Source organism: Aliirhizobium sp. YIM B11859, from assembly GCF_057163345.1.
This window is the reverse complement of the sequence record NZ_JBXHAY010000022.1, coordinates 1-24,250: the sequence shown is the minus strand read 5'-3', so window position 1 is coordinate 24,250 and position 24,250 is coordinate 1. Positions and strand designations below refer to the sequence as shown.

18 protein-coding genes are annotated in these 24,250 nt (G+C 57.1%); 14 read left to right on the top strand and 4 right to left on the bottom strand.

The window, feature by feature from the left end:
• Nucleotides 1–101: 101 nt before the first annotated feature.
• From AC2GXZ_RS31485 to AC2GXZ_RS31470, 4 genes are all read left to right on the top strand, one after another.
• On the top strand, nucleotides 102–1,262 hold the full coding sequence (locus tag AC2GXZ_RS31485; protein ID WP_483763196.1) for an RHE_PE00001 family protein: 1,161 nt from the start codon (nucleotides 102–104) through the stop codon (nucleotides 1,260–1,262).
• A 231-nt stretch (nucleotides 1,263–1,493) separates the two neighbouring features.
• Nucleotides 1,494–2,474: a DUF2971 domain-containing protein gene (locus AC2GXZ_RS31480; RefSeq protein WP_483763195.1), complete on the top strand. Its 981-nt coding sequence runs from the start codon at nucleotides 1,494–1,496 to the stop codon at nucleotides 2,472–2,474.
• A 357-nt stretch (nucleotides 2,475–2,831) separates the two neighbouring features.
• Nucleotides 2,832–4,502, top strand: a complete 1,671-nt coding sequence (locus AC2GXZ_RS31475; RefSeq protein WP_483763194.1) for an ATP-dependent nuclease — start codon at nucleotides 2,832–2,834, stop codon at nucleotides 4,500–4,502.
• Nucleotides 4,499–6,010 (top strand): ATP-dependent helicase, encoded by a 1,512-nt coding sequence (locus tag AC2GXZ_RS31470; RefSeq protein WP_483763193.1) that lies wholly within the window; start codon nucleotides 4,499–4,501, stop codon nucleotides 6,008–6,010. Before AC2GXZ_RS31475 ends, AC2GXZ_RS31470 begins: the two co-directional genes overlap by 4 nt.
• Here the strand turns inward: AC2GXZ_RS31470 and AC2GXZ_RS31465 are convergent.
• Entirely contained in the window at nucleotides 6,007–6,810 is an 804-nt protein-coding gene (locus AC2GXZ_RS31465) for a hypothetical protein (RefSeq protein ID WP_483763192.1), read from the bottom strand. The two genes, AC2GXZ_RS31470 and AC2GXZ_RS31465, sit on opposite strands and share 4 nt — an antisense overlap.
• 254 nt (nucleotides 6,811–7,064) lie before the next feature.
• Entirely contained in the window at nucleotides 7,065–9,443 is a 2,379-nt protein-coding gene (locus AC2GXZ_RS31460; RefSeq protein WP_483763191.1) for an NACHT domain-containing protein, read from the bottom strand.
• Nucleotides 9,444–9,604: 161 nt separating this feature from the next.
• On the opposite strand from AC2GXZ_RS31460, the gene AC2GXZ_RS31455 reads away from it, so the two are divergent.
• Together AC2GXZ_RS31455 and AC2GXZ_RS31450 are read left to right on the top strand one after the other, a co-directional pair.
• A complete protein-coding gene (locus AC2GXZ_RS31455) occupies nucleotides 9,605–10,432 on the top strand; it encodes a hypothetical protein (RefSeq protein ID WP_483763190.1) in 828 nt (275 codons plus the stop codon).
• A 305-nt stretch (nucleotides 10,433–10,737) separates the two neighbouring features.
• Complete coding sequence (locus AC2GXZ_RS31450; RefSeq protein ID WP_483763189.1) at nucleotides 10,738–11,508, top strand: hypothetical protein; 771 nt, start codon at nucleotides 10,738–10,740, stop codon at nucleotides 11,506–11,508.
• A 278-nt stretch (nucleotides 11,509–11,786) separates the two neighbouring features.
• Here AC2GXZ_RS31450 and AC2GXZ_RS31445 read toward each other — a convergent pair whose 3' ends face one another.
• Nucleotides 11,787–12,677 carry a MurR/RpiR family transcriptional regulator gene (locus AC2GXZ_RS31445; protein WP_483763188.1) on the bottom strand — a complete coding sequence of 297 codons (891 nt, stop codon included), beginning with the start codon at nucleotides 12,675–12,677 and terminating at the stop codon, nucleotides 11,787–11,789.
• A 251-nt stretch (nucleotides 12,678–12,928) separates the two neighbouring features.
• On the opposite strand from AC2GXZ_RS31445, the gene AC2GXZ_RS31440 reads away from it, so the two are divergent.
• The 8 genes from AC2GXZ_RS31440 (at nucleotide 12,929) to AC2GXZ_RS31405 (ending at nucleotide 22,306) form a co-directional block, all read left to right on the top strand.
• A complete protein-coding gene (locus tag AC2GXZ_RS31440; protein ID WP_483763187.1) occupies nucleotides 12,929–14,254 on the top strand; it encodes an aspartate aminotransferase family protein in 1,326 nt (441 codons plus the stop codon).
• A gap of 2 nt (nucleotides 14,255–14,256) precedes the next feature.
• The gene (locus AC2GXZ_RS31435) at nucleotides 14,257–15,738 is read left to right on the top strand and encodes a M81 family metallopeptidase (protein WP_483763186.1); all 1,482 of its coding nucleotides are present in this window, start codon (nucleotides 14,257–14,259) and stop codon (nucleotides 15,736–15,738) included.
• A gap of 28 nt (nucleotides 15,739–15,766) precedes the next feature.
• Nucleotides 15,767–17,353, top strand: a complete 1,587-nt coding sequence (locus tag AC2GXZ_RS31430; RefSeq protein WP_483763185.1) for an ABC transporter substrate-binding protein — start codon at nucleotides 15,767–15,769, stop codon at nucleotides 17,351–17,353.
• 91 nt (nucleotides 17,354–17,444) lie between these two features.
• Nucleotides 17,445–18,389, top strand: coding sequence for an ABC transporter permease (locus tag AC2GXZ_RS31425; protein ID WP_483763184.1), 945 nt, complete (start codon nucleotides 17,445–17,447; stop codon nucleotides 18,387–18,389).
• Complete coding sequence (locus tag AC2GXZ_RS31420; RefSeq protein WP_483763183.1) at nucleotides 18,386–19,255, top strand: ABC transporter permease; 870 nt, start codon at nucleotides 18,386–18,388, stop codon at nucleotides 19,253–19,255. The genes AC2GXZ_RS31425 and AC2GXZ_RS31420 overlap by 4 nt, the downstream gene beginning before the upstream one ends.
• Nucleotides 19,252–20,916, top strand: coding sequence for an ABC transporter ATP-binding protein (locus tag AC2GXZ_RS31415; RefSeq protein ID WP_483763182.1), 1,665 nt, complete (start codon nucleotides 19,252–19,254; stop codon nucleotides 20,914–20,916). The genes AC2GXZ_RS31420 and AC2GXZ_RS31415 overlap by 4 nt, the downstream gene beginning before the upstream one ends.
• Nucleotides 20,913–21,779, top strand: a complete 867-nt coding sequence (locus AC2GXZ_RS31410; RefSeq protein WP_483763181.1) for a carbon-nitrogen hydrolase family protein — start codon at nucleotides 20,913–20,915, stop codon at nucleotides 21,777–21,779. Before AC2GXZ_RS31415 ends, AC2GXZ_RS31410 begins: the two co-directional genes overlap by 4 nt.
• 65 nt (nucleotides 21,780–21,844) lie before the next feature.
• Nucleotides 21,845–22,306, top strand: coding sequence for a carboxymuconolactone decarboxylase family protein (locus AC2GXZ_RS31405; protein ID WP_483763180.1), 462 nt, complete (start codon nucleotides 21,845–21,847; stop codon nucleotides 22,304–22,306).
• A 187-nt stretch (nucleotides 22,307–22,493) separates the two neighbouring features.
• On the opposite strand, the gene AC2GXZ_RS31400 is transcribed toward AC2GXZ_RS31405, so the two are convergent.
• Nucleotides 22,494–23,963 (bottom strand): M81 family metallopeptidase, encoded by a 1,470-nt coding sequence (locus tag AC2GXZ_RS31400; RefSeq protein WP_483763179.1) that lies wholly within the window; start codon nucleotides 23,961–23,963, stop codon nucleotides 22,494–22,496.
• Nucleotides 23,964–24,250 lie beyond the last annotated feature (287 nt).

Here is a 24,250-nt window from a genome sequence, read left to right as displayed (position 1 = left end):
CCGATAAGAGATACTTATCGATAGTTATAACACCAACCGACGATCGTACCATGTGAGGAACCAAAACTTTACGATAGAGTTCCTATAAGAGATCGTTTACCATGATATCAATGGCTTACGATGTTTCGAAAATCAGCATGATAGCCCTGATGCGGCCGGCTTTCGACGCCGGCATCGCGCTGACGCGTCTCGACGAGCGCATTGCTCGCTCGCCGGTCGGCGCCGGCTTTCTCGAACGGCAAAATTTCGCCGACGCCTGCGCCTCTCTCTGGATCGACGGCGAATTGGTGCATCTCGAAGACCTCGTCCTCCACGACGCCTTTCGCGATACCCGCACCCCAACCCACGAACTGACCATAGCCCGCGACGTGCTGCGCACCCGCCGGCGCATTGCTGGCCAGTCGCGGGACTGGGCGCTGTCGCCGGAAGGCATTCGCACGCTCCGTCAAACGTCGGAAATCACGCATGCCGGCGCGGGTGAGGCAGAGACAGCCGGCATCAACATGCCCGCGGTCACCGTCGATGTGGACGGGGAGAGGGACCATGATGAGGATGACGCCACAGATCTGCACGGCGTCGACTACGCCGCCATCGATGCGACGCTGGCACGATCGTCGGCCGCGATAGAGGACGCAACCCGGCCCGGCCATGTCGGCGGCCGGGCGACCGCCAGCCATCCCGACAAGGACCCGATGATCTATGATCTCGACTGGGACGAGGATGCCCGGCTCGATGAATGGCGCGGCGTGCTGCGCCAGGCCGAACACCTGCCGGCGGTGTTTCGGGCGATCATCGCTCTAGACGCCTGGAATGAGCTGTCCGTGCTTCAGCACGCTCCTTGGCTCGGCCGACTGTTCGGCGCCTCAATCCTGAGGGAGGCCGGGATCACGACAGGCGCTCATCTCGCCGCCATCAACCTTGGCCTCAAAACCATTCCGGTTGATAGGCGCCGGCATCGCGATCGTGATACGCGACTGCTCGCCATCGCCAGCGGTTTTTTGGCGGCCGCCGAGATCGGCATGAAGGAACATGACCGGCTGGTTTTGGCGCGAACACTGATGGAGCGGAAGCTTGATGGGCGGCGGACGTCGTCAAAACTACCGGAATTGGTCGAGCTGGTGATGGCAAAACCGTTGGTCTCGGCCGGGATGGTAGCGAAAACGCTGGAGGTGACGCCGCAGGCGGCGCGGCGGATCGTTTTGGAACTCGGCCTCAGAGAGATGACGGGGAGGGGAAGGTTTCGGGCGTGGGGGACGCTATAGTGGGTTGCTATGAGTGCACGGACATAAAACACCCTTCGAGGAGTGAGGATCGGGTCGAATTTTTGCGTGTTAAGCGAGAGCGTTGTGACCTGAGAGCCGTAAGACCCAAGTACCCCATGATACGTATGCCCTGAACGGAAGCGGCCAATCGGAACGGCTCCTTTACCGTGATTGAACCCTCTTTGAGTGCAATCGAGATCATCAAACACTATATCTTGGAAGGCGGTAGAGATGTCCGACCCCGACTTGAAAGCTCTTTCAGATCAACATCCGGACAGGATTTACAAGTATCGATCTTTCAGTAATCGTACGATCGAAATGCTTGTCGAAGACACCCTGTTTTACGCTGATCCCAGCACCTTCAACGATCCTTTGGACACTCAGCCAATGTTGAAGGCGGACGTTGAAGTCGATGTATTGCAGAGCATGCTGCGAACCTTTGTGGAGCGCCGTACCAAAGCCGAAATGGAAGCTGCGGCCAAAACAATTCGATATCGCGGACCCAAGACTTTGGAACACATTTTGAAGCTCGGCCGAACCCAAGCCGATAAGGTCCTGCAGGACATCGCCTATAATGCAGGCGATCCCGCGTATGAGGTCGATGATCCCGAGACATTCCTGCTCAGGAGCTATAGCGAACGCGAGCTTCTGCGACAGTACGATAAAGGCGTCGTCTCGATGAGCGAACGGTGGGACTCACCTCTGATGTGGAGCCACTACGGCGATCAGCATCGCGGAATTTGCATCGGCTATTCAATCCCAGACGATGCCTGCCGGGATGTTCGAAAGGTGCAGTACGGGGGAGGGCGGATCGTCGCGGCGAGTTTGGTGGCATCTATGCTACAGGGTGACGTAGCGGCTCAGCAGCAAGTCGATGACCTTGTATTGCTGAGAAAAGCCGAGGACTGGGGCTATGAGTGCGAATGGCGTCTGATTGGAAATCGCGGGTCGCAGGATTCACCCCTTGAACTCGAAGACATCACGTTCGGCATTCGATGCGATATGGCAGTGAAGTTCGCTATCGTTCAGGCTCTGATGGGCCGCCAACGGCCTCCTTCGTTTTTCGAAATGCATGTGGACGACGGGACATTCAATTTGCGCCGTCGGGAGCTAGATATCGACGAGCTTAACGTGAGCCTTCCGAGGCGCTCGCGTCAATATATCGACGCGTTTGACAATCTCCCGGATATTCCACCACCGGAGGCGCCATAGGCGATTTGGTAAAAAATCTTCCATCGCAGAGCGACTTTCTTCAGGATTACAATCCGGTTTCCCGATCTTTCTGAGTAGTCGGCGGAAAAGACGCAGATGAGATAGGATGAATGTAGACGCGACGAGCCTGACAGTCATTCTCCCTCACTGATCTCGGAAAGCTGCCGCTCATTTTGCTCTCCCAAGAGATATGTGCTGGCTTCGGGTGCTTGATATTGCCGCAAACTTCGACAGCTTGTGGTTGGTCTTGAGATCTAGTGATTCGGTTAGGTGATGAACAAACAACCTCGCATACGACGTCTCCGGATAACCAACTTCCGAGGACTGCCGGAGACCGAATGGTATCCCGATGGCAATATGAACCTGCTGATCGGAGGCGGGGACTCCGGGAAATCGACGCTTCTTCATGCCATAGCGTTGCTGTTCAGCCCGACAAATTCTGCCCAGGTGTTCGAAACTGACTATTACAACAGGTCGCTTGAGGCTGGCTTTTCGATTGAAGCTGCCGTCAGCTTGCCGACGGAGATTGAACTCGCGAATTTCCAGCAGACGCTGTGGCCTTGGGAATGGAATGGAAAGGATGCCGTTCTCCCAGATCCTGAGCACGAAGGCGCCAGCAGTGACCCTGTTTACCTCCTACGGGTCAGAGGTACGTCGGATCTGGAACTGATCTGGGAGGTTCTCCAGCCAAACATGGAGGCCGTTGCCCTCTCCACCGGCCTTCGTCGAAAGATAGGTGTCGTGCGGCTCGCCAACGACGATCGCAATGATCGCGATCTGCGCCTCGTGACAGGCTCTGCGCTCGACCGACTTCTGTCCAAGGGCAACCTGAAATCACGGTTAAGCGCAAAGGTTGCGTCGGTCGATGTTTCGGATGCATTCACTGGAGAGGAAGCGCAAGCATTGCAGAATCTCGACAAGATATTAGAGGCGGCTGGCCTGCCGCATAATCTCGATATCGGCTTGACGAGTAGCCAGGGTCTTTCAATTGGTGCTCTCGTCGGCCTGCTGGCCGATAAAGACGGCACTTTGCTCCCGCTCGCAAGTTGGGGGGCGGGCACGCGCAGAATGGCAGCACTTCAGGTCGCGGGGGCGATCGAGGCCTCGACCCGTCTGACGGTGATTGATGAAATCGAACGAGGGCTCGAGCCTTACCGACTGCGTCAGCTCCTCGACGTGTTGGCATCTGACGATCAACAATGCTTTTTAACGACGCATAGCCCTATCGTCATTGCGGCGGCAAAAGCAGCTGCTCTTTGGTATATGGATGGGACCGGACGAATTGGCCAGCTTCATCAGGAAAAGGTTGCGAGGCAGCAAAACCGCGATCCTGAGACATTCTTGTCGCGCGTCCCGATTATCGCTGAGGGCGTGACCGAGGTAGGATTTGTCCGCACCCTATTGCGTCTCGTTTTCAACGGGCAGGAGTATATGTACGGAATTCGCATTGCTGACGGTGGCGGTAACGATGCGATGCTCGGTCTTCTTGAAGCTCTCCATGCAGCTGGCATCAGTGCCGCCGGCTTTTGCGACGACGAAGGCAGGTTTGCCGGAAAGTGGCAAAAGCTCAAGACTTCGGCTGGCGCCAAGCTCTTCCAGTGGCCGTCTGGATGTCTTGAAGAAAACATCATTGCGCATGTCCCCGACGACAAGTTGCTGTCTCTCGCTTTTGACGCAGACGGTCTCGGAGGGGAGCGCCTCCGGACCCTCGCTGATCGGCTAGGCATCCAGGGCAAGGAGGAGGCGGACATCATGCAGGCTTGCGGGTCTGCCGCAGCACTTCGCGCCGTCATCGTCGCAGCCGCGACGGGCGACAAAAATGGCGCGCCGAATGAGCGAACTGGCAAGGAATGGGGAAAGCATAGTCAACGCTGGTTCAAGTCGATCGGCGGTGGTGTTGAACTTTGCGAGAAAATGATCGGCCTGGGCCTGTGGCCGAAGGTCGAGCCGGACCTGCTGCCTTTCATCAATGCGATACGATTGGAAGTCGGCGAACAAATATTCGCGCCCGGGGAGCTGTCGTTTTGACGGATGAGGACGTTTTTTCTCTCTTATGCTCCGATCAAGCCCTTGTCGTGATCGAAGCGCCCGCCGGTTGCGGGAAGACCTACCAAGGCGCCCGGTATGCTGCAAAGGCCGCCCAGACGCTTACGGCGGGTCGAGTGCTCATCCTGACGCACACACATGCCGCCAGGTCGGTATTCGCCGACCGCACCCGAGGCGAATCCTCTCGCGTAGAGATCCGGACCATCGACAGTTTTCTAACCGAGATTGCAGCGATGTACCATCGTGCCTTGGATCTGCCGGTCGATGTGGGAAGCTGGGCTCGTGAACACGATTCTTACGACATCGTGGCAGCTCGCTGCAGCCGGCTTCTCGAACGTGCGGTGTCTGTATCGAGAGCCGCCGCCAGGCAGTATCCGATCATCGTTTGTGATGAACACCAGGATGCGAGCGCTGATCAGCACGCGGCAGTGATGGCTCTGCACAGAGCAGGCTCACAGATCAGGTTTCTGGGTGATCCTATGCAGATTATTTATGGTGGGCGTGGCAACGGCACGCGGTTGGCGCTGGACCGGTGGAGGCATCTGACGACGTTGGGCGGCTTCGGCAAACTATCGGTACCTCACCGATGGAAGGAGGGCTCTCCCGATCTCGGAAAATGGGTCCTCGACGCCCGCGAGACGCTTTCAAATGGAGGCGCTATAAACCTTGCTGGTGCCCTTCCCAAGGGCTTGACAGTTTTGCACGCCAGCAATTCGGCCAACAACGCCCGCAAAGCTCTTGCAATGTCGAGAGAAGACCGCCGGCCGATTTCAGACCTGGCGACGGGATCTCCGCAAATGCTCGTGCTTGCGTCAGGCAACGATCGGGTCGATCATCTGAACGCATTCTTCTACCGGTCGATGCGGATATGGGAAGGCCACAGCCGCGATGCTCTTTCGGCGTTAGTGGGCAGTGCAGAACGTTTGCCCGGCTCGGTCGCAGATGTGTTGATAAATTTCGTGGGCGCTACCTGCACCGGATTCACAGCATCGACCCATGGACAACGCATCAGAAAAGAACTCGAAGACAAGTGCATCAGACCAACCCGCGGGATGCCGGCCGAACTGCAAGTGTTGAGCCGCTTCCTTTTGGAAAGACCTGATCATCACGGCATTGCCCTCGCGCTTTCACATCTTGAGGGCCTCATCGCCAAGAAAGCAGCAGGCTTTTCCAAGATCTCCATTGATCTTAAGAGTGAATTTCACGACGCGATCAAACTCGGCAGTTTTGCTTCCGCACAAGAAGGTCTTGCCGAAATCACCCGACGCAGAACATTTTCGCACCCGCAACCTCCCAGGAAGTGCATCAGCACCGTCCATAAATCGAAAGGCCTTGAGTGCGACAACGCCGTGGTGATGATGTGTGACAAAACCTCGTTTTCGAATACCGATTACAAGCGCCGGCTGATGTATGTCGGGCTTAGCAGGGCGAAGAAGAGCCTGACCCTTGTCGTCTGCCGCGATAATCCCACACCTTTGTTCAGCTTCTAAAGCCCCCATATTATCGACGACGACTTCTTCAGTCGCCGGCGTTCCTCAGCGCGCCTGCGATCTTGGGACCGGCCAGTGTCGGGTCGAATTTCATAATCAAGGTCATCGAGGCAAGGCTTCGACATATTGAACGTCACATTCAGCGAGTGGTAGCCGAGCTCGTCGAAGTGCGTTTTCGTCATGAACCCGGCATGGATTGCCGCAGCTATCAGCACGCCGTTTGGCACATAATGCGGCCCGAGTTTCTCGCCGTTTGGATATGTGCATTTAAAATTCTCGGCGATGTGCTTTACCCCGTAGCTACCGGTTCCTTGTCGAATCGTCTTTGTCCGATCAACTCTTTTCAGCAGTGCAAGCGACAGGAGAAAGGGAGTGATTGCGTTGTCATCGAGCAACTCTGATCGATGTTCCTTGAAGCGCGCGTAGCGCTCTTGGGGATCTTCCCACTTTCCATCTGGCTTCCGCTCTGGCCTGCCACTCCCAATCCCCCATATACTAAGGTGCTCGTTCGCGGCGACGATATTCGCGATAGCGACCTTAGCGACTGCGCGATGAACAACATTTGGGGAAACGTTGAACCCCTGGCTATCGAGATATTTCTGAAACGCCAGGCCGTCCACGGTAACAGGGCCGGGGGTCATTTTCGACGCGGCCCTCGCCGCTGAGTAGCTTCCGTAGACAAGGCTCCTGCCGAACGCTTCGCATCGGTGCGAGGATTTCACCGTCGGAAGGGTCTTGCGCAACTCGCGCTTTACAGCTTCGAGGTTTTCATAACTTGGATTGATTGTCAGTTCGAACATCAGCATCTCCAGCTCTTGGCATGCCGTTCGCCGATTACTCAGCAAGCCGCTGTAGAATGCAGTTGCAGTTGCAAAGACAATGAGTTTCCGGACGTTTGACTCGGCGACAAGTCGCGGGTGTCCAACCACGAATGTCAACGTGCACCGAGTCGGCAGTTCATGCAAGCCTGACGTCATCCATTTCAGTGGGTCCCAAAACCTGACTGATTTGATGAGCGCTTCACCAAGAGCCAGTCGGCCGTCGGTTTTGAAGATCACCTGCGAAAAGGCTGAAACGATCCGGGTGAGGTTGCCAGCAACTCATCGGGCCCACCATGGACCTGGGTCTTGAACGTGTGCCGTGTCTCTGTCGAAAGTCTGGTCAGCAGTGGTTTGATGTCGGTGGATAGGTTCCGGACAGACCCAATTTTCAAGCTATAGGTCTTCGTGTCCTTGATTGGTGCGGCATCAAAGCCGCTGACATATAGACTTTTCTGACAGGCGTCCCGTGCAAAACGTTTCATCTCGCTCATGTCGATCGAGATCACTCCCCGTTCGATTGTTACGCATTTCGAGAGAAAAATCATATGCGCGGCTGGTCCATCGACAGAATAGATCGATGCGCCGGTCGACAGCATTTCATTGAGCTTGAACACGCCGACCTTGTTGAAGACGAGCGCAATCAGGCGCTCGATGAGAAGTGGGCTTTTCACCCGCCCGAGATGATCGGACAACATTGCGTAGGCCGGCGCCACTCGGTTCATTGCGGTCGCTTTCGATATCGCAATGAACAGGAAGCTCTCAATGTCTTCCACGCTTTTAGCATTTTTCAGGAGATATTGGTAAAAGACGTAGAGCCGACCAGGTGTGGTATTTCCTTCGGCGAGCTTCGATGCTTCCTTTTCAATCGCAGGGTCACGGGCCGCGATAACGAAGACATCAGCGTTGACTGTTCCCTTCGCGTATTCGAGGCCGGTCCTCATATTCGCGACAGCCTCGGCCGGCCCTTCTGCAATAAAAGACAGGATCTCGCTATTCATCGTCCTGAAGAAAGAAACATACATTTCGATACTGAAAGTTTCCCGGCAAAAGAACTCGGCTACCAAGAATTCGACGTAACTTTTGTGCGGAAAATAGTAGATCCGGGGGCCTTTAGTTCCGATGACGGTCTGCTCACCCAACTGCTCGACGACGGACCCGACGATGATTTCTCGGAGCGCCGCGTCGGTTCCACGCGCATTCCTGATCGCTTGCGGCACGAAGTCGGCCGGCACCTCGTGTGGCTTGAACCGGTTTTCCTTCTTCTCCGTCAACAGCCACCATGCAAGCTGCTGCATGAACACCGTGCGAGGGTCGCTGTAACCAACGGCCACATCGCCCTCCTGCTCGCTATTGAATCTTCGGCTCGACTTGGCGTTTTCCCGCTGCACAAAGCGGTAGATGAACTGAAAATAGAGGTCATACCGGCTGAAGCCCGAATCCGAAGTTGCCAGGCTACCCATGATGGTCGTGAACATCTTTAATTGGACAGGCCTCGACAGAATGTCGAATTCCCTCTCCAGCACGCGATCTTTGAACGCCTCGAATTGCTTGCTCCCTGGGCCTTCAGGTTTGTTGTCGAGAAATTTCTCAAGATAAGCAGCGACCTGTTCGCGCCTCAATAGATCGACTTCGACCTTTCTTAGCCATCGGAGATCTCCAAGGACATTGGACAGGATTGCGTCGATCACCGCGTTCTCCTCGTCCGCTGAAAAGAACGAGTCGGGACGCCCCAGGATGATGGTCTTAGAGTTTCCTTCAAACAGAACGGCCATATCTTCAAAAATGAACCGAAAATCATCGAGCGTCATCGCATGACGCATTTCGTCGAAGCCGTCCAATATGAGAAGGAAATAGCCTTCCCTGTTCATCTGGATGAACAGGTTATAGGAGAAATTACGCACGGCGGCGCCACCGTCTGCGCCCGTCAGTGCTGAACATATGACCCCTTTCAGGTCCTGCTTCGTGAACAGGTCGCCCAAGCTAATCCTGATCGGAATTCGGTCGAAAAGTCCCGCCCTATAGCGCTCGGTCATCTGCTTACAGAAGTAGAGGCTAAAGCTCGTCTTGCCGACGCCGTAGCCGCCATATGTCAGCAGGATATTTTCGCTGGAACCAAGCCAGTCCAGCGCCGCCTGTTCCAGCGATTTGTCCTGCCCCCGCACATTCGTGTGGATGAAGTTTTTCGAGGAATCGTGATTTTCATAGGCTGCAATGTTGTCCTGCAGCACGTAGTTGAAATTCATCAATGTGGTGACGAAACGCTCGAATGATATATGCCTGACGTCGCGAAGCTGCGATGCCGCTCGCGATGGCTGCTGCGACAGCTCCTTCTCACTGATGATCAGTAGGTTGTCGATCTCACCGCTATCGAGCGATGGCTTGTAGAGATTGTAGATTTCCGCCAGGTCGGATGAAGCGAGCCCCTTTTTCCAGTCCTTGCATTCGACTGCGACTTTCTTCGGAAAGATTTGATTGCTCTCATCAACGAAGAACACATCAGCTGTCGTGATGGAGAGGCTCTTTTCGATATCGACTTCCGAGTGGATGCATTTTAGCAGGCCGGCCACCTTGTCGCGAAGAGCCGATCCTGAAGGCTTTGATTTTTGGGACATTTCGCAGGTGAAGTCCTATTGTTTCCGCGCCGGACAGAGATACCATCTGTCATACTGCGACTCGTGTCGCAGAGATCAAGGAGATCTGGTTCCCAGTCACAGCTTTCCTGAAGAAAAGATCGGAAATTGGGAGTGCGAATGGACGAGGACGTGGCCTAATCGTGGGTGAAGCCAGACAAAAAAGCCGAAGTCTGCAAGCTCTCCTGAGGGCAGAGCCGCGTTGTATCTACTGTGAAGCGGAGGCAACCACGATCGAGCATATGCCGCCCCGGGTTCTTTTTCTGAAGAGGCATCGACCGAGCGGAATGGAGTTCGCGGCCTGCCGCGAATGCAATCACGGAACAAAAGGCGCCGACGCGGTCGGAGCACTATTCTCTCGCCTCAGCCAAGCTGACGAGGATGTATTTTGGCAGAGCCCTGAAGGCATCACGCTTCGATTCACCATGGAGCGAGACGCACCTGGCGTCAGAGAAGAGGTATTCGGCGATCCGAGGGGTGGGCCGCGATGGATCCGATCGCGCAGCGGTATCCTGACGCGGAAGATCGTGATCCGGGCTGATGGTCCGCTCGTTAAAGCCTATCTAGATGTGTTCGCGGCAAAGATCGGAATGGCCCTCTATCGCCAGCATGTTGGCGCGCCCCTCCCGATTGGTGGCGGTGTCCAGACCTTGTGGTATCTCAATGCGGGGCTTTCGGAAGAGCACGCCCATGCGCATCTGAGTATTCTTCCTATCAACGGCGGTCTGAAGCAAGGCAAGTTTACGGCCTCCGAGCAATTCGCCTACCGGTATAATTGCGACGAGAAATCGATCTTGGCGGCCTTGGTCGGATTGAACAGCAATCTGCATCTGTTTGTTATCGCAACGTCGCAGCCGGAGACCTACGGTCTGCCGCATCAGATTCCCGGGAGTGCTCGCGCCGGCAACTTCGTCCGGCCAGGCGAATTGACCGGGATCATCGGTCGAAGCACGTTGGGCTTGCGCGAGTGAGTAGTCAGCAACTACCCTTGACCACGAACCATCTTCGACCCTTGTTCACTCCGGCCGAGGGCTTGCGCTATGCTGACGACGCGCCCGCAAAGGCGCGCCGGTTGCCTTGCCGCTCGCCGCTTCGGTCCCGGCTAAAATCTGAATACCTGGCTTTTGCAATTCTTTCACAGCAAGTCCGAACGCGATCTGTTCCTCCAGGGATAGCCATCAACCAGCACAGCTCTTGCGGTCGATGGGATCTCTAACGCTGTGATCTTTGAGCGCAACCAGACTAATACGAAATAGAGAAGGAGGGGTATGGCGTCATGGCCGACTATGATTTCGATAGACGTACCGAGGATGAGCGGCTTCTGGTCGTTTCGTTCAACAATCAGATCCCGTTGCGAGCGGATCAACTGGCGTCAGTTCTCAAAGCAATGGACGCCGACTATCGACGCATGACGGGCCGCAATCTGGTGGTCGCTCGCCTCGAAATCGGCTCCACCTGGATTTGGTTGACAGACTTACTGGCCAACGGTGGCGGATATTTGAAATCCACCGCGGAGGCGGCGACAACGGCCAAGGACTTGGCTACTTTCGCTAAGGACATATATAAGGCGGTGCGTCCCACGAAGGCCGCTCTCCCGGGCCATCAACTGCCTGATGCCGATGATGACAAAGTCGATAAGACCGTGGTGGCACTGGCGAAGCTTTCTGCGGAGACGGGTGTTGCAATTCGATTCAGGAAGGTAACCCAAGACGAGCAGGTCGATTTCGAGGCCATGCCACCGCAACTGGAAAGTGCGGCAAAGCGGATCAAGAAAAAGCCGAAAAAGCTCAAGAAGGAAAAGCTGGCCACTCGCTATACGGAAATTCCAGAGGAGCAGATGGTGGCAACGATGCGTGCCCTTCCGGCAGCTGTCGGGGATGCCGCCGAGATGGTCAGGGCTATGGTTCAAGCCCTTATAATGAACGGCGCGGAATACATTCTTGAACAGGTAGCGGGTACGCTTGAGATGGAGGGGCGCTGGGACATAGCCGGCATCATCCGCCAGGAGATTGGCAAGGGCCGCAATCATGTCACTGTCGAGAATTAGCTGAAATATTCGCTAGCGAAACCGGGATGCGTCGTGGTGATTGGTCGGCCAGACATCGCTTACGGAATCCCGCTTCGACAAAGTTGCTGTAGACCTGTCGACGCAGAAGATGATTGTAGATTGAGCCACGTAGCTAAGGAAAGACCGAGATTTTTCAGTCTTTCCTCTCATAATACGGCCGTAATCCCATAAGGTTCAATAGTTTAGAAGGGCGACAACCAAGGGGTCACGGGGCCACATCCTTTCAAGACCGAGGCGACGCTTGTCTCTGGGGTGAGTCAGATTTTCCGCCGCGGAATGGTCGTTGAGTAGATATTCAACGATTGAAGGTATCGATCCGCATTCGTCAATGCCTCCACCGAATGAGCTCGATCGCGATTGGCCAAAAGGCCGCAAAGCACTTCCGAAATGGCAAGCGCCGGCGTCAGTGTATGGAAAAACGTCTGACTTTCCGTCGACACAAATGCGGTATGATCCGCGATTGAGACCAGCGGCGAAACTTCGCTGTCGGTGATGGCAACGATCGCCATGCTTTTTTCTCGCGCAACCTCTGCCAGCTCCAGAGTTTGCAGAGCATAAGGATTTATCGAGATCACGAGGAGCGCGTCCTCGGATGTGGCTCGCATCAGCGCATCGCCACCCGTTCCGGCCGGTCCATCAAGGTGGACTGTCTTATCTCCCAGCAATGTCATCACATAATGAAAATGCCAGGCTACGGAATGACATGACCGCAGCCCAAGAACGTAGACGCGACGAGCCTTGAACAATTGGTCAGCAATCGCGCTTAGTCTGGCGAGCGACTGAGGCTCGCTCAATCGGGTGATCTGAAGAGAAAGGCCCTGCAGCATCGCGCGGGCCAGATCGCTGGTATCACCGCTGATGTCGAGGGCATTATGCTGTAGAGCCCGGGCAGCAAAGCCGTCTGCGCCGACCCGGATCGCCTGCGCGTGGTGAGATTTTATCTCGTCATAACTGCTCAGACCCAGAAACTTGGTCAGACGCGTGATCGTCGAAGGCTGGACGCCGGCATTACGCGCCAGCTCGCGCATTGAGACGAGGGCAACATCCTGTGGGTGCTCTAGGATGTATCGCGCAGCCTGCTGGAGCTGATGTGACATCTCGTCAAAGCGATCAATAATACGCGCTCGCAACGGATCTGTATGCAACATTTGGATCATTATCCCCCTAGTCGTCCTTCGCAGGGTTCAGCCCAATCGGCTTAAAAGTCAAACAAAATCGATGTTTTATCGCTTGGGCTTCACAGCCGAAGCTGATTTGAGTGTTTCATAGTTGCTCAAATAAGATACGTTTGTGCCTAAATAATTGGCTATAAAACAAATGTTGCATTTTGCGGCAAGAGCTGCAACAGATGTGCCAAGACATGGCCATCTGGCCCACCGAGAAATTGATCGAGACAGACATGACGAGAATTCTTCACCGTTCGATTGGCCCCAATCTGCCAAGAGCCGTCGCTGGTCAGGGTATCTACATCACTGACAACGAGGGGCGCAGCTACATCGATGGCTCTGGCGGTGCAGCTGTGAGCTGCCTTGGGCATGGTCAAGAGGACGTCGCCGCTGCGATGAAAGCGCAGATCGATCGCATCAGCTATGCGCATACCTCGTTCTTCACGAGCGATGCCGCAGAATCCCTCGCCGATCGCCTTGTCGGGCTCACGCCGGATGGCCTCGATTATGTCTACCTCGTTTCGGGCGGCTCCGAGGCGGTGGAGGCTGCGCTGAAGATGGCGCGTCAGTATTTCGTCGAGACCGGCCAGCCGCAGCGTCGTCACATCATTGCCCGCCGTCAAAGCTATCATGGCAATACGATCGGCGCTCTGGCGACAGGCGGTAATGCATGGCGCCGGGCGCAATTCCAGCCGATCTTGCCGGAGACGCATCATGTCTCGCCTTGCTACGCCTATCGTGACCAGGGTCGCCAAGAGGATGGCGCAGCTTATGCCGCGCGGCTCGCTGCCGAACTCGAGGCCAAGATTTTGGAACTCGGCGCCGATGAGGTTATCGCTTTCGTTGCCGAGCCGGTCGTTGGTGCAACGCTTGGTGCGGTCGGACCGGTCGCAGACTATTTCAAACAGATCCGCGCAGTATGCGACAAGTACGGCGTCTTGTTGATCCTCGACGAAGTCATGTGCGGCATGGGACGCACGGGAACGCTGTTCGCTTTCGAGCAGGAAGGCATCGTTCCGGATCTCGTGACGATCGCCAAGGGGCTCGGCGGCGGTTACCAGCCGATCGGGGCTGTGATGCTCTCCGAGCGCATCTACCGGGCTTTCGCAGACGGGTCAGGCATGTTCCAGCATGGCCATACTTATATCGGCCATCCGGTCGCCGCAGCGGCAGCCGACAAGGTCGTCGAAATCCTGTCTGGCACGAACATTCTCGACAACGTGGTTCGCATGGGCGATCGGCTCCAGGCCGGTCTGGAAGCCGCGCTCGGGCAAAATCCTCACGTCGGAGACATCCGCGGCCGGGGTCTGTTCCGCGGGATCGAGATTGTTGCCGATCGAGACACCAAGCAGACTTTTGATCCGAGCCTGAAGATGCACGCCCGGATCAAGAAGGAAGCGATGAGGCAGGGCCTGATGTGCTACCCGATGGGTGGCACGATTGATGGCATCAACGGTGATCACGTGCTCTTGGCTCCTCCTTACATCATCACGCCGGACGAAATTGACCTCGTCGTCGACAGGATCACCGCGGCCATCACCAACGTCGTTCGGAGCTGATCATGAGCTATCGGATCGCCTATGCCGGGTTTTCATTGGAGTCTGTAACGGCTGTCGCCAGTGTCAGCACCTGGCAGACCTTCGCAGACCGCCTGCAGAGCGGAGACGCCTTGCTCGAAGGTTGGCGCGGCACGAATACGGTTGCCGGCGGGTGCTTCGATACGTTGCTGGCGGCCGATGACGTCACGGTCGTGCCGTTGGTCCAGATGGTAATCGGCGCCTACGGCCCCGCGTCCACCGATGCTATCGATTACATTACGTCAGAGATTGTCGAGGGCGTTCGTGCCGCCGCCGAACTCGATGGCATTGTCATGTTTCTCCACGGTGCGTGCTGGGCACCGGGTTTCGAAGATGTCGAGCGACATGTGATCGATGAAGTGCGCAAGGTGGCTCCCGGCATTCCGATCTCTATCGCGCTCGATTACCACGGCAATATCGACAGTCGGACATTTGCAAATGCCGACGCGGCCGTTGCTTTCCGCCATTCGCCGCATACCGATATGGCTGAGACCGGAGCGCGCGCGACCAAAGCGCTGTTGCGCATGGTCCGGGATGGTGTTCGGCCGGGTCTCGCTGTTTGCAAGCCCGGCATCCTGATTCCTTCGATCATGTCTGCGACGGCGCTTCAACCGCTTGCCAGCATTATTGCAGAAGCGCGTGCGCTTGAGGCTGGAGGCGATTGCGACATCAACGTTATGGCCGGCTTTTCCTATGCGGATTCACCGAACACCGGCATGGCGATCCTCGCGCTTGACTGGGATGGACAGGCGGCCGCCGAGGAAAAGGCGCGAAACATGGCGCTGCGTCTTCAGGATATGCGATCCGAGCTTACCCAGTCGGTGGCGGTCACGGATATTGACGGAGCTTTTGCCGAGGTTCTTGCGAGGCCAGGGCAGGGCAAGCCGATTGTCCTCCTGGAACATGCCGATCGCATGAATGACTCGACCTATCTGCTGCGCGCTCTTCTGGCTCAGGACCTTGGTCGGGTCGGATTTCCGTTTCTCCGCGATCCCGAGACCGCTGCCCAAGCAGTTGCTGCCGGTGCGGGCGCTGAGATCGAAGTCAACATGGGCGGGCGATCGTCACCTGAAGCCGGCGGACCTGTTTCTGTCCGCGCGCGTGTGATTTGGGCCGGACACAAGACCTACAACGTGTCTGGCAAGGTCAAGCATGGTGAGTTCGTCGACCTCGGCAACGCGGCTCTCCTTGAGATCGGCAACTTGCGCATTTCCGTCGTGACAACCTCGAATTTCGCGATTGATGGCGATCCCTTCTACATTTTCGGCGAACGTCCGGAAGATTACGACGTGATTGTCCTGCGCTCGAAAACCCATTTCCGGGATTTCTACGAGCCGGCGTCCGACCGGATCATCGTCGTCGATACACCGGACCTCGGTCCGGCCGATCTTAACCGCGTGAGATATGAGCAGCTCGATCGGAGCCTCGTCTTTCCGTGGTGTGCAAACCCGCAGCTTACCGCCTGACCATCTTCAAACAAAAAAGAGAGGGAATATGATCAACAAGACACTTCGCGCAGCACTCCTGCTCGCTGCTTCATTTGGACCATTGAGCGCGCATTCGGCTCTGGCAGAGACGACCCTGACGGCAGTCATGAGCGCTCCGCTCAAGACGACCGACCCGCAGGTCAGCACGGCTCGTATCAACATCACCTACGCGTTCCTGGTTTTCGATACGCTGCTGGGTCTCGATGCCAATCTCAAGGTTCAGCCCCAGATGGCGTCCTGGAAGATTTCGGACGATGGCCTGACCTACACGTTCACGCTGCGCGATGGTCTGAAATGGCATGATGGCAAGCCTGTCCTCGCCGAAGACTGCGTCGCCTCCCTGAAGCGTTGGGGAGAGAACGACGGCGCCGGCGGCAAGCTGATGAAGCGGGTTGCATCGTTGGAGGCGACCTCCGACAAGACATTCACGCTCAAACTCTCGGAGCCCTTCGGCCAGGTGCTTGATCTGCTCGCCAAGCCTGCTCCGATCCCCGCTTTCATGGTGCCGAAGCGTCTTGCCGAAACGCCCAAGGGGCAGCAGATGACCGAAGTCATCGGCTCGGGTCCGTTCCGCTTCGTTGCATCGGAATTTCAGCCGGGCGTGCAGGCCGTGTTTGAGAAGAACACCGACTATGTTCCGCGCAGCGAGCCGGCGAGCGGTTCTGCAGGCGGCAAGGTCGTCAACGTCGATCGTGTTGTTTGGGAAGTCATGCCCGACGTCCAGACAGCCATTAACGCCCTGCAATCCGGTGACATCGATTTCCTGGAGCGCTTGCCGAACGACCTGGCGCCGCTCGTCCAGGCGAACGACGACGTCAAGATTGGCGTCCTCAAGCAGGTCGGGACCCAGCTGACGGGTCAGTTCAATCACCTGCTCCCGCCGTTCGACAACGTCAAGATTCGACAGGCCGCCATGTACGCCATGGATCAGCAGCAGCTGATGCAGACGTCCGTCGGCGATCCGACCTATTACAAGCTTTGCGCTTCGATTTATGGCTGCGATGTGCCGATGGCATCGAACGCCGGCTCGGAATATCTCGCTGGCACACATGAGGAACGCTTGGCCAAGGCCAAGGAATTGCTCAAAGAAGCCGGCTACAAGGGCGAAAAAGTCGTCATGCTGCAGCCGACCGACAATTCGGCATTGATGACACAGCCGATCGTTGCTGCTGAAGAGTTGCGTGAGGCAGGCTTCAACGTGGAAGTCGACTCCATGGACTGGGCAACCCTAAGCTCTCGCCGCACCAGCCGCGAGCCGGTCGACAAGGGCGGATGGAACATGTTCTTCACCTCCTGGGGTGTCGAAGGGATCTGGAACCCGCTCAGCAGCGTGCTGATCGACGGTACCGGCAATCCGGGTGCATGGTCTGGATGGCGCAAGAGCGATCGCGTCGAGAAGCTGCGTGACGACTGGATCAAGGCTACAGAGCCGGAAAAGCAGAAGGCGATTGCGTCGGAAATCCAGCAGCTTGCATGGGACGAAGGCTTCTATTTTAACGGCGGCGAATTCCAGTCCCTATCGGCGTGGAATGCCAAAGTTGACGGCTTTGTGCTCGGCATGAACACCCAGTTCTGGGGCGTCCACAAGAAGTAAGTCATGATGCCCAGAACCACCTGACGTTGGTTCTGGGCAGACTTCCGATGGGGTACGACCCCTCGACAGAAATTGCCGGCTGGAGAAGACCTTGGCCCAGTATTTTATAAAACGCCTGCTGATGGCTATCCCCGTTATGGGTGTCGTCGCAGTCTTCGTGTTTCTCTTGCTGCGACTGACACCCGGCGATCCGGCGCAGGCGATTGCAGGTGATGAAGCAACTGCCGCTCAGCTGGAAGCAATCCGCGTAAGCCTTGGCCTCGACAAGCCTTTGTTGACCCAGTTCATCACCTGGATCGGCAATCTGTTGCACGGAGATTTTGGCGTTTCGCTGATCTCGCGCAAGGATGTTCTAGGTCTGATTGGCCAACGGATCGAGCCGACCTTGTCCCTTGCGCTGGTCGCTATGGCGATCACGCTGGTCGCGGCCATTCCCATGGGCGTATTGGCTGCATGGCGCCACGGGCGCTTGGCCGACCGCTGCGTGATGATCTTCTCGGTTCTGGTCTTCTCAGCACCGGTCTTCGTTACCGGCTATATTCTGATTGCAGTGTTTGCGGTCGACTTGAAGTGGTTTCCGGTCCAGGGCTACAGGCCGATCTCCGATGGCTTCGGCCCTTTCCTGTCGCGCATATTCCTCCCGGCTCTCGCACTCTCCTCGATCTACATTGCGCTTGTGGCGCGCATGACGCGCGCCTCGATGCTTGAAGTATTGAACGAGGACTACGTTAGAACCGCCCGCGCGAAGGGCCTCGGTGAAATGAAGGTCCTCTTCCGCCATGCGCTTCGTAATGCGGCAATTCCCATCCTAACGGTTGTCGGAACCGGATTTGCAGCGCTGATCTCCGGTGTGGTCGTGACCGAGAGTGTCTTCAATATTCCAGGCCTTGGACGTCTCGTCGTCGACGCAGTTCTCGCCCGTGACTACCCTCTCATTCAGGCAATCATCCTCCTGACGGCGGGCATCTATGTGGTGATCAACCTGCTGATCGACCTGTCTTACGCTCTGACCGATCCGCGAGTGCGCTACGAATGACCAAAGCAAGCCCCTCTTTCACCGTGCTTCCTCGCCGTCGTTTGCCAGTCAAGCTACCGAGCTGGCTGACGCTCACCGCTAGCCTGGTGCTTGTGGCCATCGTTCTGATTGCCATCTTTGCGCCCCTGATCGCGCCATTCGAGCCGACAAAGCTAAACGCAGCAATGCGCTTGAAGCCGTCCGATGCCACCTATTGGCTCGGAACGGACACCTATGGGCGCGATCTCTTTTCCCGAGTGGTTTACGGCGCTCGCATTTCACTGATGGTTGGAGCAGGTGCTGCAATTGGCTGTTTTGCGATCGGCCTGCCGCTCGGATTGATCGCAGGCTGGTATCGCTGGGCCGATGGGGTCCTGATGCGCATCATGGATGGGTTGATGGCAATCCCCGGCATCTTGCTTGCCATTGCCGTTGTCGCACTGACCAGGGGTGGCCTTGTGACCGTGATCATCGCCATCATGCTTCCCGAAATCCCGCAGGTTGTCCGTCTGATCCGGTCTCGCGTGATCGCGGTTCGGTCCGAGGCTTACGTCGAGGCGGCCCTGCTGCTCGGCACGCCACCTCTCAAAATCCTTTGGAAGCATCTGCTTCCTGCAACGGTTGCCCCGATGATCGTGCAGGGAACCTATATTTATGCCGCGTCGATCCTGACGGAGGCGGCTCTGTCCTTCCTCGGCGTCGGGATCGGTTCCGAAATCCCGACCTGGGGCAACATCATGGCCGAGGGGCGGCTCTACTTCGCCATCAACCCCTGGCTCGTCTTCTGGCCCGCCATCGTGCTGTCGCTCTGCATCCTGTCGATCAACATTCTCGGCGATGCTCTGCGCGATACCCTCGATCCCAAAATGAAGGGGAGGCACCAATGACCGCCGAGATCCAGCCCGTTCTATCCGTTCGTGACCTGCGTGTCGCAACAGCCGGCGCCAATCCGACTGAGATCCTCAAGGGTATCTCATTCGATATCGCGCCCGGCGAGATCGTCTGCCTGGTCGGTGAATCAGGTTCGGGAAAATCGGTCACCTCACTGGTGACGATGGACCTTTTGCCTGACCGGGAGCTGCAGGTCGGCGGCGGTCAGGTTCTTCTGAATGGCGAAGACATTCTGACTGCGACGCCTAAACGGACCAAGGCTCTCAGGGGCGCCGACATGGCGATGATCTTCCAGGAGCCTATGACAGCCCTCAATCCGGTGCTGAAGATCGGCCTGCAGATGGAAGAGGTCTTCGAGGCGCATGGGAAGCTCGCGGCCTCGGAACGGCGAAAGGCGGTTCTGGACGCGATCGCTTCCGTTCATCTTCCCGATCCGCAACGGATCTACGACAGCTTTCCGCACCAGCTTTCAGGCGGACAGCGACAGCGCGTAATGATCGCCATGGCCCTGTCACTCAAGCCTCGTCTGCTGATCGCAGACGAACCGACGACAGCGCTCGACGTCACGACGCAGAAGCAGATCCTTAGCCTGATCCGGACGCTGCAGGAGGAGCAAAACACCGCCGTTCTCTTCATCACGCACGACATGGGTGTGGTCGCCGATATCGCCGACCGGGTTTGCGTCATGCGCAAGGGTGAGGTCGTTGAACAGGGGACAGTAGCCAAAGTGCTCGGCAGCCCGAAATCGTCCTACACACAGGACCTGCTTGCCGCAGTGCCTTCGCTTGTTCCGCCTGCTCCAAGACCGAGTACCGGATCGGCGCCCGCCCTCGACGTAAAGCTTCTGTGCAAGCAATTCACCATGGGCAACTTTATATCCCGGCTGTTGGGCAAGCGGGATCATGTGGTTCGCGCCGTCCACGATGTGAGCTTCAAGCTGGAGCGGGGACGCACCCTGGGCATCGTTGGAGAAAGCGGATCGGGAAAATCGACGGTTGCGCGCTGCCTGTTGCGGCTTGCGGATCCGACCTCAGGGTCGGTCTGGCTGAACGGCAAGGAAGTTGCCCAAGCGCATGGAGCAGAATTGACGGAAGCTCGGCGCGGGATCCAGATGGTTTTCCAGGACCCCAATCGCTCTCTCAATCCCCGTTTGCGGATATCGGAGAGTTTGATCGAGGGGCCTTTGAATATCGGCGAGAAGAGAGAATCCGCTCTTAAACGGGCGGCCGAGATCCTTGAGGTCGTCTCGCTTCCGGCGTCCAGCCTGGATCGGTTCCCCCATCAGTTCTCAGGTGGTCAGCGCCAGCGCATCGCCATTGCTCGTGCCCTGCTGATGAACCCGGAAGTCATCGTCGCTGACGAAGCCGTATCGGCACTTGACGTCTCGGTGCAGGCTCAGGTCCTTGAGCTTCTCGACAAGATCCGCACGGAACGCAACCTTGCTATGCTGTTCATCACCCACGATCTGCGTGTTGCCGCCCAGGTTTGTGACGACGTGATGGTGATGCAGAAGGGCGAGGTTGTCGAAATGGGACCTGCGGCCCGCGTTCTTGCAGACCCGCAACACAGTTATACCCGCGCTCTGATCGAAGCTGCTCCCGGACGGGGCTGGGATTTTGCGCGCGGACGCCCGGTTACAACAGAGGTTCAACAATGATCCACGCATCTCTCGTCCAGATGGACGTCATTCCGCTCGGCGCCGCCGAAAATTTCCGCCGGATCCGAGAATTCATCGCGGCAGAGGCAGATCAGGGCGCGCAGCTGATCGTGTTCCCCGAGCTTGCCAATACCGGCTATGTAGAGCCCTTGGTCCCGGGCGGCGGTTTCGTCTCGGATGTTCCTCACTACGGCCAGGCACTGGTCGCCGCCTGTGCAGATCCGGCCGGCGAGGAAATCGAAAGCCTCGTCTCCTTGTGCCGCGAGCGCGGTGTGAGTGTGATCGTTGGCCTCGGCATGCGCGATCCCGTCATGCCGGCGGTGATCCGCAATTCGGCGCTGCTGATCACGCCGTCAGGTGTCGTCGGCATCTACACCAAGGTTCACCAGTGGCATAACGAGAAGCTATATTTCACCCGCGGTGAGGTCATCGACAGCTTCGATGCGGTCGGAACCAAGGTCGGCATGCAGATCTGCTACGATTCTCGCTTTCCGGAACTCACCCGCATCCTGGCTGAAAAGGGCGCAAGCATCATCGTCTCCAGCTGGGCGTCCTTCGGCCCGGCCGACAAGCCGGTGGCAGACGAGGAGCTCTTCGTTCACCGTGGATACGCGCGCGCCGTCGAGAATGGCATCTTCTTCCTCAGCTGCAATCGCGCTGGCCTGCATGGCGATTTCCGCTTCTGGGGCCGCTCTTGCGTCATCGCACCGGATGGCAAGGTCATTGGTCGTTTGAACCATGACCGCGAAGACGTGTTGCGCGTTCAGATCGACCTCGACGAGGTGACGCGCTACCGGTCCCGCGTCGGCGTCTGGGCGGATTACGCACCAGAAATCTATGCGTCCGCGCGGGCAAGCAAATGAGCGTCGCTCTGAATTCTCCTTGCCCGCCTGTGTCGGATACCGACTGGCCTGCAGAGCTTGCAGACATGGCCGGTGGTTTCGCGACGGGGTTGAATGTCTATCGCACGATGGCACACCATCCGGCATTGCTGCGGGCATGGGCGCCCCTGCGACAGCATATCGTCAAGGACAGTGCGCTTGGACCGGAGCGATCCGAAGTTGTGATCCTGCGCGCGGCCTACCGCCTGGGGTCGAGCTACGAATGGTCACAGCACGTCCATCGTGCAAGCCTGCTCGGCATCAGCGATGAACGCATCCAGGCGATGCGCGGGCAGCCCAAAGGCGAGGACGGCTTGATTACAAAGGCAGTCGACATGCTGCTTGACGATCATCGCCTGACGCTCGTCTTTGAAGAGGAACTGGCCGAGGTCATCGGTCGTCCGGCCGTCATCGACCTGATCGCAACGGTCGGCTTCTATTCGGTCCTCGGCTACTTGCTCATGACCTATGAGACGCCATTGGATGACAATATTCCACTGGCTGAGTAGCCATCAATAAATCAGGCGGGCATTTCGCCCGCCTGATTTGAGCGTGCCTATCTGATGGCATTGCCACCTTGAGCCTGCATCCTCTCGGACCATCGAATTCGATCCAGGATGCACGCCCCTCGTTTCAAGCACCAAAGAATGATCTCCTTTGACCACCGGTAGAAATCCGGTGGTCAAAGCGATTTAGTCAGGCGGCGTCTTGATTCCACGGGAAGACTTCTGCCGTCTTGAGCTGAGCGTATGAGATCAACCGAACATCGGCTGGTCCCAAATCCGGCGTGTCGATCACAATGATCCGATCCGCGATTGGCTCGTAGAAATCGCGGAAATGGGTCTTCGAGCGCAGAAGGATGACGTCGTAATCCTCGGGGCGCTCGCCGAAAATGTAGAACGGCTCGCCATCGACCGCGAAAGCGAAGTGGGACACGACTGAAACTCGGATCGAACTGATCTCAAGCAATGCCGTCATGCCAAGATTGACCAGCGAGCCTTGCTGATATCGCCCCGACATGGTGAAGGACTTTTTCCCTGCCCATATCACCTTGGCGACCACATCGAGCGGGCCGCCGGTCGCAGGATCCGTCTTACCCGCCAGACTGACCGAAATTTCTGCGCCAACGCCCGCCTCATAGGCTTGCTGGGCCGCTTCCGGATCGAGAAGGAATGGCACGTTGACCTTGCCAACATCCTTGCCCAGCAGGGCCCGAAGGACATGCGTCGAGTCATTCATCCGATCGGCGTGTTCGAGCAGCACAATCGGCTTGCCTTGAGCCGGCTGCGCCTCAACATCCGATAGCGCTTCCTCAACCGTCGAAACGGGAACGGCGGCCCAGAGTGCCTGGCGGTGTTCGAAGAGAGCGGAAGACAGGCTCTCCGCCTTGTTCAACGCGGCCTCTTGCCCATCCCAGTCGAGGCAGATTACCGCCATGCCGGTATTGGGGCTATCGGCATAAGAAAACCCTGCCATCACCGAGATGTCGCAGTCGGTGCGTGCTTCGATTGCTCTGGCCTCCGCGATAATGGAAGCGAGTGGTTGAAGTGATGTGGCAGACATGATGGAGGGGATGACGACGCCTGGCTTTACCACCGCGAGGCCCGGCTTCGTGCCGCTCTTGATCATTCGGAAGAGCGCATTGGTCGCCCGTTCGCCGGTCTCGCCCATATCGATATGCGGTGAGTGACGGTAGGCGACGGCAATGTCAGCGCCACGGAAGGTCTCGGCGTCGATATTGCCGTGATAGTCGAGTGCAACCGCGATTGGGACGGTTGGCCGCTTGGCTCTTACCGCATCAATGAAATGCCGCTCGACATCCTCATATCCCGCGGCCCAGCATGCGCCATGGAGATAAAGCACGATGCCGTCGAGCTCGCCTGCCTGATCCAGGCCTTCAAGGGTCTCTGCCACATAGAATGCGACTGCCTCGTCTGCGGCTGGTCCAAGAGCACCTGCCGAGGCGTTGACCAGGGGCACCAACGTCGCGGCCTCCTCTTCACAGACCTTGATTACCCCGCCGGGCACCGTGTTTGTCCCGCGATAGAGCTCAACAATTCTGGAGCCGCGACTGCAGACACGCTCGAAATCGCTGATACCCATGGATTGCGGCACGGCTGTCACCGATTCAAGTGAGAAGCCGGCGAACGCGATGCGAAAATTCATAATCAACTCCGGATTGTTCGGATTGCCCTACGAGAGATATCGACGACATGCAGCGTGCCATCGATGAGCAATGTTGCAGTCTTTTGAGTGCAATGCAACAATCGTTGTACAAGATGACAAAAAGGTACAAGTGTTTCGAAAGCAGTTCGACAGAGATCGGCATCCTACGGTGAACTCAAATTTGAATTCTCAATCAGACAGGCGATCTAGGGCAGGGAAAACAAGAGAGATCAGCCGTTTAGAGAAAGCGGCACGCAGTGGTCGAAGGTTCGGATCCGCTCAAGAGC

Coding starts and splice junctions, on each gene's coding strand:
- AC2GXZ_RS31450 (WP_483763189.1), top strand. CDS start 10,738: ATGGCCGACTATGATTTCGATAGACGTACCGAGGATGAGCGGCTTCTG.
- AC2GXZ_RS31430 (WP_483763185.1), top strand. CDS start 15,767: ATGATCAACAAGACACTTCGCGCAGCACTCCTGCTCGCTGCTTCATTT.
- AC2GXZ_RS31440 (WP_483763187.1), top strand. CDS start 12,929: ATGACGAGAATTCTTCACCGTTCGATTGGCCCCAATCTGCCAAGAGCC.
- AC2GXZ_RS31435 (WP_483763186.1), top strand. CDS start 14,257: ATGAGCTATCGGATCGCCTATGCCGGGTTTTCATTGGAGTCTGTAACG.
- AC2GXZ_RS31445 (WP_483763188.1), bottom strand. CDS start 12,677: ATGTTGCATACAGATCCGTTGCGAGCGCGTATTATTGATCGCTTTGAC.
- AC2GXZ_RS31410 (WP_483763181.1), top strand. CDS start 20,913: ATGATCCACGCATCTCTCGTCCAGATGGACGTCATTCCGCTCGGCGCC.
- AC2GXZ_RS31415 (WP_483763182.1), top strand. CDS start 19,252: ATGACCGCCGAGATCCAGCCCGTTCTATCCGTTCGTGACCTGCGTGTC.
- AC2GXZ_RS31400 (WP_483763179.1), bottom strand. CDS start 23,963: ATGAATTTTCGCATCGCGTTCGCCGGCTTCTCACTTGAATCGGTGACA.
- AC2GXZ_RS31480 (WP_483763195.1), top strand. CDS start 1,494: ATGTCCGACCCCGACTTGAAAGCTCTTTCAGATCAACATCCGGACAGG.
- AC2GXZ_RS31420 (WP_483763183.1), top strand. CDS start 18,386: ATGACCAAAGCAAGCCCCTCTTTCACCGTGCTTCCTCGCCGTCGTTTG.
- AC2GXZ_RS31465 (WP_483763192.1), bottom strand. CDS start 6,810: ATGTTCGAACTGACAATCAATCCAAGTTATGAAAACCTCGAAGCTGTA.
- AC2GXZ_RS31460 (WP_483763191.1), bottom strand. CDS start 9,443: ATGTCCCAAAAATCAAAGCCTTCAGGATCGGCTCTTCGCGACAAGGTG.
- AC2GXZ_RS31405 (WP_483763180.1), top strand. CDS start 21,845: ATGGCCGGTGGTTTCGCGACGGGGTTGAATGTCTATCGCACGATGGCA.
- AC2GXZ_RS31485 (WP_483763196.1), top strand. CDS start 102: ATGATATCAATGGCTTACGATGTTTCGAAAATCAGCATGATAGCCCTG.
- AC2GXZ_RS31475 (WP_483763194.1), top strand. CDS start 2,832: ATGAACCTGCTGATCGGAGGCGGGGACTCCGGGAAATCGACGCTTCTT.